General features: G+C 63.0%; 13 protein-coding genes and 2 riboswitches. Of the genes, 5 read left to right on the forward strand and 8 right to left on the reverse strand.

Annotated elements, in window-relative coordinates; all coding sequences use genetic code 11:
• Positions 1-182: 182 nt before the first annotated feature.
• The 4 genes from RTP54_RS22605 (at position 183) to RTP54_RS22620 (ending at position 2278) form a co-directional block, all read left to right on the forward strand.
• On the forward strand, positions 183-878 hold the full coding sequence (locus RTP54_RS22605; protein WP_312365865.1) for an RNA polymerase sigma factor: 696 nt from the start codon (positions 183-185) through the stop codon (positions 876-878).
• 87 nt (positions 879-965) lie between these two features.
• Entirely contained in the window at positions 966-1490 is a 525-nt protein-coding gene (locus RTP54_RS22610; protein WP_112815185.1) for a DUF4142 domain-containing protein, read from the forward strand.
• A gap of 9 nt (positions 1491-1499) precedes the next feature.
• A complete protein-coding gene (locus tag RTP54_RS22615) occupies positions 1500-1820 on the forward strand; it encodes a cupredoxin domain-containing protein (protein ID WP_312365866.1) in 321 nt (106 codons plus the stop codon).
• A gap of 173 nt (positions 1821-1993) precedes the next feature.
• The gene (locus RTP54_RS22620) at positions 1994-2278 is read left to right on the forward strand and encodes an acylphosphatase (RefSeq protein ID WP_312365867.1); all 285 of its coding nucleotides are present in this window, start codon (positions 1994-1996) and stop codon (positions 2276-2278) included.
• 122 nt (positions 2279-2400) lie between these two features.
• Here the strand turns inward: RTP54_RS22620 and RTP54_RS22625 are convergent, their stop codons facing one another.
• From RTP54_RS22625 to RTP54_RS22660, 8 genes are all read right to left on the reverse strand, one after another.
• Complete coding sequence (locus RTP54_RS22625) at positions 2401-3843, reverse strand: RtcB family protein (protein WP_312365868.1); 1443 nt, start codon at positions 3841-3843, stop codon at positions 2401-2403.
• A gap of 192 nt (positions 3844-4035) precedes the next feature.
• Positions 4036-5025, reverse strand: coding sequence for a class 1b ribonucleoside-diphosphate reductase subunit beta (nrdF, locus tag RTP54_RS22630; protein ID WP_112815109.1), 990 nt, complete (start codon positions 5023-5025; stop codon positions 4036-4038).
• A gap of 16 nt (positions 5026-5041) precedes the next feature.
• Positions 5042-7195, reverse strand: a complete 2154-nt coding sequence (gene nrdE, locus RTP54_RS22635) for a class 1b ribonucleoside-diphosphate reductase subunit alpha (protein ID WP_312365869.1) — start codon at positions 7193-7195, stop codon at positions 5042-5044.
• A complete protein-coding gene (nrdI, locus tag RTP54_RS22640; RefSeq protein ID WP_112811163.1) occupies positions 7165-7581 on the reverse strand; it encodes a class Ib ribonucleoside-diphosphate reductase assembly flavoprotein NrdI in 417 nt (138 codons plus the stop codon). The genes nrdE and nrdI overlap by 31 nt, the downstream gene beginning before the upstream one ends.
• Before the next feature lie 17 nt (positions 7582-7598).
• Entirely contained in the window at positions 7599-7820 is a 222-nt protein-coding gene (nrdH, locus tag RTP54_RS22645) for a glutaredoxin-like protein NrdH (protein WP_077501226.1), read from the reverse strand.
• A 298-nt stretch (positions 7821-8118) separates the two neighbouring features.
• Positions 8119-8344, reverse strand: a riboswitch (cobalamin riboswitch).
• 156 nt (positions 8345-8500) lie between these two features.
• The gene (locus tag RTP54_RS22650; RefSeq protein ID WP_312365870.1) at positions 8501-9301 is read right to left on the reverse strand and encodes an acyl-CoA thioesterase; all 801 of its coding nucleotides are present in this window, start codon (positions 9299-9301) and stop codon (positions 8501-8503) included.
• Positions 9298-11652, reverse strand: coding sequence for a 5-methyltetrahydropteroyltriglutamate--homocysteine S-methyltransferase (gene metE, locus RTP54_RS22655; protein ID WP_312365871.1), 2355 nt, complete (start codon positions 11650-11652; stop codon positions 9298-9300). Before metE ends, RTP54_RS22650 begins: the two co-directional genes overlap by 4 nt.
• 96 nt (positions 11653-11748) lie before the next feature.
• Positions 11749-11969: riboswitch (cobalamin riboswitch) on the reverse strand.
• 18 nt (positions 11970-11987) lie between these two features.
• The gene (locus tag RTP54_RS22660; RefSeq protein WP_312365872.1) at positions 11988-12332 is read right to left on the reverse strand and encodes a hypothetical protein; all 345 of its coding nucleotides are present in this window, start codon (positions 12330-12332) and stop codon (positions 11988-11990) included.
• A 130-nt stretch (positions 12333-12462) separates the two neighbouring features.
• On the opposite strand from RTP54_RS22660, the gene RTP54_RS22665 reads away from it, so the two are divergent.
• A complete protein-coding gene (locus RTP54_RS22665) occupies positions 12463-13350 on the forward strand; it encodes a LysR substrate-binding domain-containing protein (protein WP_162703648.1) in 888 nt (295 codons plus the stop codon).
• Positions 13351-13358: the final 8 nt, after the last annotated feature.

Raw genomic sequence — 13358 nt, forward strand, 5'->3', positions numbered from 1 at the left:
TTTCACTTCCCGTCTGAGTAGCTGGCGGGAGTTCGGTGGTCGGGCGTGGCACTGAAACCTGCTACAATGAGGCGACGGATCACCGGCACACACCGTCAAGAAGCGGGCGCCGTTGCCGGCAACAGAAAAGAAGCGGGAACGTTTGGCGGAAACGTGCATCCAATGCTGCGGGAGGTCCAATCATGGCGGCAATTCGAGCAAGTGCGCGGGTGATCACGGATCCGGCTGCGGACATGGAACTGGCGCAACGGGCGCTGGCCGGTGACGGGCAGGCCTTCCTGACGATCATGCAGGCTCATAACCAGCGCCTCTACCGCATGGCCAGGGGGATCGTTCGAAACGACGGCGAAGCCGAAGATGTGGTGCAGGAGGCCTATGTGCTGGCCTTTGCGCATCTTGGTAGTTTTCGTGGCGGCTCGTCTCTTGGCACATGGCTGTCTCGCATCGTCATCAATGAGGCACTCGGACGGGTGCGACGGGGCCGCCGCAGAGCGCAGGTGCTGGGTTCAATCAACGGCGGGCAAAACGCGACCATCATTCAGTTTCCCGTGCCGGCAGGCGTCGAGGATCCCGAGCGCGCGATGGCTCAGCGGCAGATCCTGCATCTGGTCGAGCACGCAACGGACAATCTGCCCGACATCTACAGAACCGTTTTTATCGCGCGGGTGATCGAGGGGCTGAGCGTGGAGGAAACGGCGGATCTGCTGTGCTTGCGCCCCGAGACAGTCAAGACCCGGTTGCATCGGGCGAGGCACCTTGTGCGCAAGCAGCTGCACGAGCAGATCGGCCCGGTTTTGCTCGATGCGTTCCCCTTTGCCGGGCGCCGCTGCGCCCGGCTGACCGCCGCCGTGATGGAGCGCCTCGGTCTTTCCATTTGATTTGCAGGAACCTTTGCGAGCAGGCGACATCCAATGGGTGTCAAAAGCAAACAGCTTCCACGCCATGCGTGGAAGGAGGAGGTTATCGTGAACATTCGGCCCATGACTGCGCTCGTGACGCTGTGCATGCTCGCCTTTTCGCCGCCGGTGCAGGCGGCGGACAAGCCGACCGATCCGCAGATTGCCCATATCGCCTATACGGCCGGGGTGATCGACGTGGAAAACGCCAGGCTTGCTATCTCGAAATCCGGCAACAAGGCCGTCGTCTCCTTTGCCGAGGACATGGTGCGCGACCATGAGGCGGTGAACACGCAGGCGCTTGACCTCGTCAAGAAGCTCAAGGTGACACCGGAGGATAACGACACCAGCAAGGCGCTTGCCAGGGCGGCCGACGACGAGCGCGCCAAGCTTGCCAAGCTCGATGGCGCCAGCTTCGACAAGGCCTATGTCGACAATGAGGTCGCCTACCACAAGCAGGTAAACGGCGCACTCGAGACCTTGCTCATCCCCTCGGCCAGCAACGCCGAACTCAAGGCGTTGCTTGAGACCGGTCTGAAGATTTTTCAGGGTCATCAGCAGCATGCCGAGCATGTCGCCGCAACGTTGAAATAGGGCGCGGCCATGCGAGCCGGCTTTTATCTCGTTGCCATTACCGGGCTCATGCTCGGCAATGGCGCAATGCTTGCGGAGGCGAGGACCATTCGCGTGACCATCGATAAGATGGCGTTCGTCCCCGCAGAGATCGAGGCACAGGTGGGCGACACGATCGAGTGGGTCAACAATGACATCCTCGTCCATACCGCAACCGTCAAGGGAGGCTGGGAGGTCATGATCCCGGCGAAAGGTACGGCAAGTCGTGCCGTGGTGGAGGCAGTGCAGGTGGACTATTACTGTCGCTTTCATCCGAACATGAAGGGGCGGATATCGGTGGCGGCGCCATAATCACTTCCGGCTCGTTGGCGGAGCTTCGGGGGATGCGTCGAACATAGGGGAGGTGCGCGTCAGGGGCCGGCCCCGATGCGCAAGCACCTCATATTGCAAGCGATCATACCGTGGGGCGGCTTGCCTTTGCCGGTCTTTGCCCCAGTTTCTCCTGTACAGCGAGAGGTGCCAACATGAACGCAGAGCGCAAGGCGATGCTGGTTCGCGTCAGCGGCAGGGTGCAGGGCGTCAGCTTCCGCCTCTGGACCCGCCGCGAGGCCGAGCGCCTTGGCGTGGCGGGCTGGGTGCGCAACGAGCGCGACGGATCGGTGGCTGCGATGATCGTCGGCAGCGACCGGGCGCTTGCCCACATGGTGGAACGGCTATGGATGGGGCCGGCGGCAGCTTCGGTCGTGAGTGTCGAAACCGAACCGGTCGCAGTGCCCGATCCCGTAGAGGGGTTTCAGATCACGGGCTAACGGGCGGACATCGCCCTGTGCGCGCCGGTCGGCGCTTGGCGAAGAATGCGACAAAACCGGAGAGTGCGGCAGAAAACGCCGGGGAGGCGTTTTTCCTCCCCGGCACCTAGTCTTGAGTGGCCCTATCCCTTGACGGTCAGGACCGGTCTGATGCGGGCGACGGGGGCGACCAGGCCGGTCGCCACCATCGGATCGACCACCTGGTCGATCGGCCGGTAGGCTGCCGGAGCCTCCTCCTTCATCCGGCCCTGGATCTCCGCGAGGATATCCGGCCGGCCGCGGATCGCCGCGCTCGCGGCGTCGACCGGGCCGACCACGCGCAGCCCGGCAAGCGTCGTTTGCGCGGCGCGTGCCTCCTGGCGCGAGAGCCGCCGACCGGCGCCATGGGCCGACGATTCCATGCCGTCGGCTGCGCCCAGTCCACGTAGCAACCAGGTGCCATCGCCCATCGAGCCCGGCAGGATCACCGGTTCACCGGACCATTCGTAAGGCGAACCCTTGAGCGTGCCCGGGCCGCGCGCCGGACAGGCGCCCTTGCGATGGCGAACCGTATTGCCGGCCTGCCAAACGGTGTTGTGCGGCGCGTCGTAGACCAGCCGGTGTGCGACCGGCCGGCCGATCGTTCGCGTGAGCGCTTCCACCGCCGCCAGGCCAATCAGGAAACGATTGACGAAGGCGGCATTCGCGGCGTTGGCATGGCCGTTCATGTACCGACGGTAATGGTCGGCGTCCCGGGTTTTCGAGACGATACCATCGCGCGGTCCGGTCGCGCCGCCTTGCTGCGCGCGCTCCCTCGCCGCCGTTCCGATGCGCTGGCCGAAGTCGAGCGAACCGGAATGCACCACGATCACAACGCCTGCCCGCTTCAGCCCGGCGATGCGGGCGAACCCGCCGTCGACGATGCGCTCGACCACGCCGAACTCGACGAAGTGATTGCCGCCACCGATGGTGCCGAGAATGGCATCATGCCGGTGCCGGTCATCGGGTGCCGCGTAGTCGGCAAAGTCCGGATCGATGCCGTCCGAGCGGAAGCAGCCATCGTCGGACATGCGCGCGACATCCGCCCAGGCTGATGCCAGATCGAGGCGGGCAAGCAGCCCCTGACGCTTACCGGAAAGGCTTTCGAGCAGGCCCGGTACGCCGTCCCTGAGGACTGCGTGACGATCCCTGCCGGTCAGGGCGATATCGCGCCCTCCCTGGAAGAAGACATGCCGCAGCTGTCCCTCCAGGCATGGCGCGAGCTCGTCCTCGCGGATGTCGTCGAGCACGATCATGCGCATGCCGCATCCGATATCGTTGCCGATCAGATGCGGAATGACGGCATTGTCGATGTCGGCGACCAGCCCGACCGGAACCGGCTTGCCCGGATGGAAATCCGGGGTCGTGACGATGCGTCCGGCGACCGCACCACGGATCGCCAGCGCTTCCGGCAATGGAAGGGCCGAGGCGAGATCGTTGAGTGCGCGCGCGCGTTGATGCTCAGGCTCGTCGATGGCGACGACGGACCTGATCGCATGCCCGGAAACGACATCGTTCCGGACGATAGGATTATGTTGGTTGGACATTTGGATTCTCCGTCGCCTTGGGGTCAGCAGCCGCGGCAATACGGATTGGCGCACTCACTAGTTGAAAGCGGGCCGGCAGTCAATCCTGCGGCCGGCATGGGCCGGCAGCACGGTCGAGCCGCTCAAGGCTTTCAGCCCCGGACCGGTTTGGGCCGGGGAAAAATGCTAGGGCGCCGGAAGACGTCCTTGCGCTCAAAAATCCCAGTCTTCGTCTTCGGTGGCGACCGCCTTGCCGATGACGTAGGACGAGCCGGATCCGGAGAAGAAGTCGTGGTTCTCGTCGGCGTTCGGCGACAGGGCCGACAGGATCGCCGGGTTGACCTTGCAGGCATCGGCCGGGAACAGCGCCTCGTAGCCGAGGTTCATCAGCGCCTTGTTGGCGTTGTAGTGCAGGAACTTCTTCACGTCCTCGGTCAACCCGACGCTGTCGTAAAGCGATTCCGTGTACTTCGCCTCGTTGTCGTAGAGTTCAAGCAGCAGGTCAAAGGCGAAGTCCTTGATCTCCTGCCGGCGCTCTTCGCTCAGGCGCTCGAGGCCCTTCTGGAACTTGTAGCCGATGTAATAGCCGTGCACCGCTTCGTCACGGATGATGAGGCGGATCATGTCGGCTGTGTTGGTCAGCTTGGCGCGGCTCGACCAGTACATCGGCAGGTAGAAACCGGAATAGAACAGGAAGCTCTCGAGGAAGACGCTGGCGATCTTGCGCTTCAGCGGATCCGCGGTGCGATAGTGCTCCAGGATCAGTGCCGACTTCTTCTGGAGATGTTCGTTTTCCTCCGACCAGCGATAGGCGTCGTCGACGTCAGGCGTCGAGCAAAGCGTCGAGAAGATCGAGGAATAGGAACGGGCGTGCACCGCCTCCATGAAGGAGATGTTGGAATAGACGGCTTCCTCGTGCGGCGTGATCGAATCCGCCATCAGCGTCGGGGCGCCGATGCTCGTCTGGATCGTGTCGAGCAGGGTCAGGCCGGTGAACACGCGGATCGTCAGTTGCTGTTCTTCCGGGCGAAGTGCCGCCCAGGAGGGGATGTCGTTCGACAGCGGCACTTTTTCCGGCAGCCAGAAATTGCCGGTGAGCCGGTTCCAGACTTCGAGGTCCTTGTCGTCCTCGATGCGGTTCCAGTTGATGGCGCGCACGGCCTGCGCGACCTTGGGCGCCTTGGTCTTGACTTGGATGTTCATGATTGTCCCCGGAATATCAAAGAGCGCAGGATACGCAGCCCTGCACTTCCGTGCCGGACAGCGCCATCTGACGAAGGCGGATGTAGTAGATCGTCTTGATGCCCTTCTTCCAGGCATGGATCTGCGCCCGGTTGATGTCGCGGGTCGTCGCCGTGTCCTTGAAGAACAGGGTCAACGACAGGCCCTGGTCGACATGCTGGGTCGCCGCCGCATAGGTGTCGATGATCTTCTCCGGGCCGATTTCGTAGGCGTCCTGGTAGTAGTCGAGATTGTCGTTGGTCATGAAGGCCGCCGGGTAGTAGACGCGGCCGATCTTGCCTTCCTTGCGGATCTCGATCTTCGAGACGATCGGGTGGATCGAGGAGGTCGAGTGGTTGATGTAGGAGATCGAGCCGGTCGGCGGCACTGCCTGCAGGTTCTGGTTATAGAGGCCCGTGGCCATGACGGCCTTCTTGAGATCCTGCCAATCTCCCTGTGTCGGGATATCGATGCCCGCGGTTTCGAACAGCTCGCGCACCCGCTCCGTCGCCGGCTTCCATTCCTGTTCCGTGTATTTGTCGAAGTAGTCGCCAGACGCGTATTTCGAGTTTTCGAAGCCCTTGAAGCTCGTGCCGCGTTCGACCGCGATCCGGTTCGAGGCGCGGATGGCGTGGTAAGCCACGGTGTAGAAGTAGATATTGGTGAAGTCGATGCCTTCGTCCGAGCCGTAATAGACCCGTTCGCGGGCGAGATAGCCGTGAAGGTTCATCTGCCCAAGGCCGATCGCATGGCTGTCGTCGTTGCCCTTCTCGACGGAGGGAACCGAAGAGATGTGGCTCATGTCGGACACTGCCGTCAGTGCCCGGATCGACGTCTCGATCGTCTTGCCGAAATCCGTGCTGTCCATCGCGGCCGCGATGTTCAGCGAGCCGAGGTTGCAGGAAATGTCCTTACCCATGTGCTTGTAGGACAGGTCGTCATTGTATTCGCTGGCTTCGCTGACCTGCAGGATTTCCGAGCAAAGGTTGCTCATGGTGATGCGCCCGGCGATCGGGTTGGCGCGGTTCACCGTGTCTTCGAACATGATGTAGGGGTAGCCGCTTTCGAACTGGATTTCCGCCAGCACCTGGAAGAACTCGCGCGCCTTGATCTTCTTCTTGCGGATCCGGCTGTCGGCGACCATCTCCCGGTACTTTTCCGTGACCGAAATGTCGGTGAAGGCGACGCCGTAGACGCGTTCCACGTCATAGGGCGAGAACAGGTACATGTCCTCGTTGTTCTTGGCGAGTTCGAAAGTGATGTCGGGCACCACGACGCCGAGCGACAGCGTCTTGATGCGGATCTTCTCGTCGGCGTTCTCGCGCTTGGTGTCGAGGAAGCGCATGATGTCGGGATGGTGGGCGTTGAGGTAGACGGCGCCTGCGCCCTGGCGTGCGCCGAGCTGGTTGGCGTAGGAGAACGAATCCTCGAGCAGTTTCATCACGGGGATGATGCCCGACGACTGGTTCTCGATCTGCTTGATCGGCGCGCCGGCCTCGCGGATGTTGGTGAGCGAGAGCGCAACGCCGCCGCCGCGCTTCGACAGCTGCAGCGCCGAATTGATGCCGCGCGCGATGCTCTCCATGTTGTCCTCGACCCTCAGCAGAAAGCAGGAGACGAGCTCGCCGCGCTGCTTCTTGCCGGCGTTGAGGAAGGTTGGCGTCGCCGGCTGGAAGCGGCCGGAGATGATCTCGTCGACCATGTCGCGCGCCAGCGCTTCGTCGCCGCGCGAAAGCGCCAGCGCCACCATGCAGACGCGGTCCTCGTAGCGCTCGAGGTAGCGCTTCCCGTCGAAGGTCTTCAGCGTGTAGCTGGTGTAATACTTGAACGCTCCGAGGAAGGTCGGGAAGCGGAACTTCTTGTCATAGGCGTGTTCGAACAGATCGCGCACGAAATTGAACGAATACTGGTCGAGAACCTCCTGCTCGTAATAGCCCTCGGTCACCAGGTAATCGAGCTTTTCGCGCAGGTTATGGAAGAACACGGTGTTCTGGTTGACGTGCTGCAGGAAGTACAGCTTCGCCGCCAGCCGATCCTTGTCGAGCTGGATCCGGCCGTCCTCGTCATAGAGGTTCAGCATCGCGTTCAGCGCGTGGTAATCGAGCGCCGCTTCCGTCGCCTTCAGGGGGCGTTCGAGTGTTGAGACGTCCAAAATCGTTCCATCCCGTCTTTGACATTGGCGACGTCCTCGTCGGTGCCCAGAAGCTCGAACCGGTAGAGATAGGGCACCTGGCACTTGGCCGAGATCACGTCGCCGGCGATCCCGTAGGTCGCGCCGAAATTGCTGTTGCCCGCGGCAATCACGCCGCGGATGTGGGAGCGGTTGTCCGCATCGTTCAGGAAGCGGATGACCTGTTTGGGCACGGCGCCCCGGCCGTCGTCGCCGCAATAGGTCGGCACGACCAGCACATAGGGTTCCTTGATCTCAAGCGGCCCGTCGGCCGCGCTCACCGGAATGCGGATGGCGCGAAGGCCGAGCTTGCCGACGAAGCGATGGGTGTTTTCCGAGCGCGTGGAGAAGTAGACGATCAGGCCCATCGCCCGGCACCTCAAGCTTACGAGAGCGCGCTGATCTTGTCGGGGCGGAAGCCTGCCCAATGTTCCGGGCCGGCAACGACGACGGGAAGCTGCATGTAGCCGAGGCCCTTGACCGTCTGGAGCGCGTCCTCGTCGATCGAGATGTCGATCACCTCGTAGTTGACGCCCTTGCGGTCGAGCGCGCGGTAGGTGGCGGTGCATTGGACGCAGGCGGGCTTGCTGTAGACGGTGACGTTCATTTCTTCCTCGTTGGGTCGGCTGGATCTGGACATGAAAAGGCATGCGGGCGCGCGAGCGCGTTCCGGCGAAAGGGCAGGGCTGGCAGAATGGCGACGGGCTCGGATAAGGACCGAGCACGGGTCTTCGTCAGATGCGCGGGAACCCGCGCCTCTTCGGTGGCGAATGATAGGAATTCGATGACGCGGACATGACTTCACCCCGAAGTTGAAGACGGCGCTTCCGGGGAGACGTCGAGACGATCAGGCAGGTTTCATCCTGCCTCAAGCATACCTCTGACCTCTCCGGACACCCCGCCCGTGGACGTTTATCGATCGAGGCAGGTCTCCTGGCTCACGGGTCGCTGCTTCTGCCCGGACCTTCCCGAAGCCTCATGCTTCAGTGGCCGAATGCTGGACAGTCGCTCGCCGTTTACAGTTGCGGGGGCAGCCACGGCTTGACCGGGCGAAATCGCCACGGGGCACCGTATTCCCATCTTCGCTCCCAATCCTTGCGAATCGGAAGAACCTCGAACACTAGATATAGTATATGGCCGGAAAATCGCGTCAATAGGTTCGATGGCGCGGATGCCCGATGGCGTGGGCAATATTTTCCCGGGTGTGGATAACGGGGAGTAAATGCGCGGTTCCAACAAAGCCTGTGGATGAAGAGCCGTCGTCGACGGCTCCCCAAGTCGAACACGTCAGGCAGCGAAGGCCGGAACCGGGCGGTTGTCGCGGTCGACGGCCACCATGATGAAGACGCCACGGGCCGTCAGCGTCGGTTCTCCGCCCATGAGATCTTCCGACCACAACTCCACCTCTACGGTCGTCGAGCTCCGGCCGGTGCGCACGATCCTTGCAACAATCTCGATGATCGAACCAACGGTGATGCGATGCTTGAAGTCGATGCTTTGGCAGGAGGCAAGCACCGTCGTCTTGCGGCTTGCCCGTGTCGCCACGACGAAGGCCGCCTTGGTCATCTGCGACAGCGCGTCGCCACCGAACATGGCGCCGAAGCTGTTGGCCTGGTCGGGAAAGACGATGTCGACCATGCGTACCGCATCGTCTTTCGGCGGACCGATCGCGGCAGAGGCGAGCGAAGGCAGCGACCAGCTTCCTTCCTTGCCTTCGGGCATCGCCACCATGGTGAACTGGCCGCGGGTGCAAAGATCGCTTGTGCCCTCGATAAGATCCTCGGCGATCATGTCCACCTCCACCACCATCGAGCGCCGGCCAACCTTCATCGGGCGCCCGGAAAAGCTGACGATCTGGCCGATACGGGCAGGGGCGCGGAAATCGACCCGGTCGCAGGACGCGGTGACGAAGGGGACGCGGCCGTGGCGGGTGGCGACGATGAAGGCGATCCGGTCCATCAGCGCCAGTCCCGCACCGCCGAACAGCGTGCCGTGGTGGTTGGTGTCGCCGGGAAAGACGATGTCGATCAGCGTGGATGGCGCCGGGGTTTCCCCCGGCGCCATCCAGATATTCCCGTCGTCCGTCATGCGCTTGCCGCATCCCGGCCGGAGGCGGCGAAAGATTGCCGCAACGCCTGTGCCGCCTGCACCATGTTGACGAGGGCGGGGCGCACCTCCTCCCAGGCCCTCGTTTTCAGGCCGCAATCCGGGTTGACCCAGATCTGTGCCGGCGTCAGCCCGTCGGTCGCCTTTTCGATCAGGGCCACCATCTCGTCGACCGAGGGCACCCGTGGCGAGTGGATGTCGTAGACGCCCGGGCCGATCTCGTTCGGATAGGCCTGATCGGTGAAGGCGCCGAGCAGTTCCATCTTCGAGCGCGAGGTTTCGATGGAGATGACGTCGGCATCCATTGCCGCGATCGCCGCCATGATGTCGTTGAACTCCGAGTAGCACATGTGCGTGTGGATCTGCGTTTCGTCACCGACACCCGAAGCGCTGATCCGGAAGCACTCGACGGCCCAGTCGAGATAGGCCTTTCGATCGGACCGCCTGAGCGGAAGCCCCTCGCGCAGCGCCGGTTCGTCGATCTGGATCACGGCGATGCCGGCAGCCTCCAGGTCGGTGACCTCGTCGCGCAGCGCCAGCGCGATCTGCCGGCACACGATCGAGCGGGGCAGGTCGTCACGCACGAACGACCATTGCAGCATCGTCACCGGGCCGGTGAGCATGCCCTTCATCGGCCTTGACGTCAGCGACTGCGCATAGGATGCCCAATCCACCGTCATCGGGTTCGGCCGCGAGACATCGCCGAAGATGATCGGCGGGCGCACGTAGCGCGAGCCGTAGCTCTGCACCCAGCCGCTCTGGGTGAAGGCATAGCCGGAAAGCTGCTCGCCGAAATATTGCACCATGTCGTTGCGCTCGAACTCGCCATGCACCAGCACCTCGATGCCGATGTCCTCCTGCCAGCGCACGGCCTTCTCCGTCTCCTGGCGCAGATATGCAAGATAGTCGACATAGCTGAGCTCGCCCTTGGCATGCAGCGATCGCGCCTGGCGCACCTGCGGTGTCTGCGGGAAGGAGCCGATCGTCGTCGTCGGGAAAAGCGGCAGCGCCAACCTCTCTTCCTGCAGCCGCCGGCGCGTTGCAAAGCCCGACTGGCGGCGGCTTTCGGCAGCCGTCAGGCCTTTCAGGCGTCCGGCGACCAGCGGGTCATGGACCTTGAGCGAGGTCAGACGCGCCGCTGCCGCCACGATCGATTTCTCGAATACCTGTTCCGGATTGGCGAGGCCGGGCTCGAAGGCGCGGGCAAGCAGATTGAGCTCGTCCAGTTTCTGCAGGGCGAAGGCAAGCCATGAGGCGAGCTCCGGGTCGAGCGCTTTTTCGAGGTCGAGATCAACAGGCACGTACAGCAGCGAGCAGGACGGCGCAAGCTCGATGCGCTCGCGGCCGTGCGCCTCGATCAGCGGCTGCAGGCGGCGGAACAGGCCGGCGAGGTCTGTTCGCCACACATTGCGGCCATCGATGACGCCAAGCGACAGCACCAGATGCGCCGGTGCCGTCTGGATGAGGGCTTCCAGCTGCTGCGGTGCACGGACCAGATCGAGGTGCAGGCCCGCGATCGGCAGCGAAAGCGCCGTCGGCAGGTTGTCGCCAATCGCGCCGAAATAGGTCGCAAGCATGATCTTCAGCTGAGGGATTTCCGAGGCGAATGTCTGGTAGGTGAGCGCCAGCGCCTGGCGCTCCCGCTCGTTGAGATCGAGCACCAGGCAGGGCTCGTCGATCTGCAGCCATTCGACGCCCGCGTCTGCAAGCTCGCTCAGAAGCTTCACATAGACGGGCAGCAGCCGCTCGATCAGATCGATCGGTTCGAACCCGCCGGCAAGCGCCTTGCCGAGCTTCAGGAAGGTGACGGGGCCAAGCAGGACAGGCCGGGTGACATGCCCGAGCGCCTTGGCTTCCATGAAGGCCTCAAGCGGTGCGTTGCGCGTCAGCTCGAAGCGCTGGTCTTTGGTAAACTCGGGGACCATGTAGTGGTAATTGGTGTCGAACCACTTGGTCATCTCCTGCGCCGGGTTGCCGCTGTCATCGACTCCATGGCTGCAACCGGAAGCGCACGTGGCAGCCGTCGAACCGCGCGCCATGGCAAAGTAAGTGTCGAGATCGACCGGGCCGCCCTTCCAGCCATAGGCCGCAGGCACCGCGCCGACGAGCACGGATGTGTCAAGAACCTGATCGTAGAGCGAGAAGTCGTTCGATGGAATGATCCGGATTCCCCGCGCCTTCTGCGCGGCCCAGTTTTCCGCCCGCAGCGTCGCTGCGACGTTCAGCAGGTCGTTCCGGTCGATCTTGCCGGCCCAGTAGCGCTCCAGCGCGAATTTCAGTTCGCGGTGGCGGCCGATACGTGGAAAGCCGAGATTGGCTGTCTTGATGGTCATTTCCTTACCCCGAGGTTGTGGGCAAGGCTTTGAACGCGACGCATCCACGACCGAGGCAGGCTCGCTCGTCAAGGCGGCACATCGGACACCCCGCCCGTGGACGTTATCGATCGCGGCAGGTCTCCTGGCTTGCGGGTCAACACGAACCGTCCCGTCTTCCCGAGGCGTCTCCCTCAGTGACATCATTGGACGGCCGCTCGCCGCTTACAGTTGCGGGGGCAGCTCCGGCATGAGCACCTCACGGTGCCGCACCGAATTCCCTCTTAGCTCCGGCCCGTCGCAAGACGAGCCGCAGAACCACGATTGCACGACAATGCCCTTCCAAGTCGGCAAGGTCAACCGCATAAAGAAATGTTTATGTCTTTATTTTCCTCCGTCCGCGGTCGGGCGGCACTCGTTGCCTCGGGTCGCAGCGCGGCATCGACGTTCACGACCTGTGTGGAAGCGGAGGCGCTATCGGGCGCAGGCGCCAGAGGCGCTTGGAAGGGCTTGGCATCCACCACGTGCTGCCAAGGCGCGGCGATGTCGCCCGCCCGGGCACGGATGCTGTCATTGTCGCGCGTCAGGCCGATGTCCCTCAGCTGGAATTCGTTGAATGTATCGACCGACGTCGTGACGTCCGCGGCTCTTCTCGCGAAAGTCCAGACATGACGGATGATCGATCGCAGTGCGCTCGGCATTGCTAACCCCTTCAATTCTGCGGTGATGTGTTCGCGACAAAATTGAGGATTTTCGTGGATTCGCGCAAAGCGGTTTCTCGCATGCTGCCATAAAGAATGCTTATCTCAACGCATGAGCAAATTGCCCCCCATGAGCGCGGTGCGTGCCTTCGAGGCCGCCGCCCGACACCTGAGTTTCACCCGCGCGGCGCAGGAACTTGGCATGACCCAGGCCGCCGTCAGCTATCAGATCCGGTTGCTCGAGGAGCGCACCGGCACAGCCCTCTTCGTCCGTATGCCGCGGGAAGTGCGGCTCACGGCCGCCGGCCGGCAACTCGCGCCGAAAGTGACGGAAGCCATAGACCTCCTGGGCAACGCCTTTTCGGAGATCGCCGACAAGACCGAGCATCACCTGCACATCTCCGTCCTTCCGACGGTGGTCTCGAGCTGGCTCGGATCGAGGCTCGCCTCGTTCCAGGCGGCCCATCCGAACATCAGCATCCGGGTGCACATGTCGACCGAGCTCATCGACTTCAAGCGTGATGCCATCGACCTGGTGGTGCGCAGCGGCAACGGCGACTGGCCGGGCCATGACGTCTTTCCGCTTTTCCCGATCGAGTACCTGCCGGTCTGCACGCCGACATTCCTGGAGAAGCATCAGCTCAAGCACCCCGCAGACGTTCTCAATGTCAGGCGATTCGGCAATGCCAGCTGGTGGCGTCGCTGGATGGTCGAGACCGGCGTGGAACCGCCGGCCAGCAACGGCACGGAGCTGATCTTCGACGTCCAGGCGATGGATGTCGCCACCACATTGCTCGACCACGGCATCGCCATGGCGGTCTCCACCTTCCTGATCGAGGAGCTTCGCAGCGGAAAGTTGATCCGGCCGTTCAACCATGTGGTCCGGGACGGCCGCGCCTATTGGCTGGTCTATCCGCAAAGCCACCGGCGGCAGAAGAAGATCCAGGCGTTTCGGGAGTGGATCATTGCAGAGGCCAAGGCATCGAACCTGATGCTGGCGCAGGCGATGGGGGAATAAGGGCCATA

Origin of the sequence: Ensifer sp. (genome assembly GCF_031989085.1) — a bacterium.
In the GTDB taxonomy this organism is placed as follows: domain Bacteria; phylum Pseudomonadota; class Alphaproteobacteria; order Rhizobiales; family Rhizobiaceae; genus Ensifer.

Bases quoted from the DNA above. Each gene is read 5' to 3' on its own strand.
- RTP54_RS22605 (WP_312365865.1), top strand. From the start codon at position 183: ATGGCGGCAATTCGAGCAAGTGCGCGGGTGATCACGGATCCGGCTGCG.
- RTP54_RS22615 (WP_312365866.1), top strand. From the start codon at position 1,500: ATGCGAGCCGGCTTTTATCTCGTTGCCATTACCGGGCTCATGCTCGGC.
- RTP54_RS22620 (WP_312365867.1), top strand. From the start codon at position 1,994: ATGAACGCAGAGCGCAAGGCGATGCTGGTTCGCGTCAGCGGCAGGGTG.
- RTP54_RS22625 (WP_312365868.1), bottom strand. From the start codon at position 3,843: ATGTCCAACCAACATAATCCTATCGTCCGGAACGATGTCGTTTCCGGG.
- nrdF (WP_112815109.1), bottom strand. From the start codon at position 5,025: ATGAACATCCAAGTCAAGACCAAGGCGCCCAAGGTCGCGCAGGCCGTG.
- nrdI (WP_112811163.1), bottom strand. From the start codon at position 7,581: ATGGGCCTGATCGTCTACTTCTCCACGCGCTCGGAAAACACCCATCGC.
- nrdH (WP_077501226.1), bottom strand. From the start codon at position 7,820: ATGAACGTCACCGTCTACAGCAAGCCCGCCTGCGTCCAATGCACCGCC.
- RTP54_RS22650 (WP_312365870.1), bottom strand. From the start codon at position 9,301: ATGACGGACGACGGGAATATCTGGATGGCGCCGGGGGAAACCCCGGCG.
- metE (WP_312365871.1), bottom strand. From the start codon at position 11,652: ATGACCATCAAGACAGCCAATCTCGGCTTTCCACGTATCGGCCGCCAC.
- RTP54_RS22660 (WP_312365872.1), bottom strand. From the start codon at position 12,332: ATGCCGAGCGCACTGCGATCGATCATCCGTCATGTCTGGACTTTCGCG.
- RTP54_RS22665 (WP_162703648.1), top strand. From the start codon at position 12,463: ATGAGCGCGGTGCGTGCCTTCGAGGCCGCCGCCCGACACCTGAGTTTC.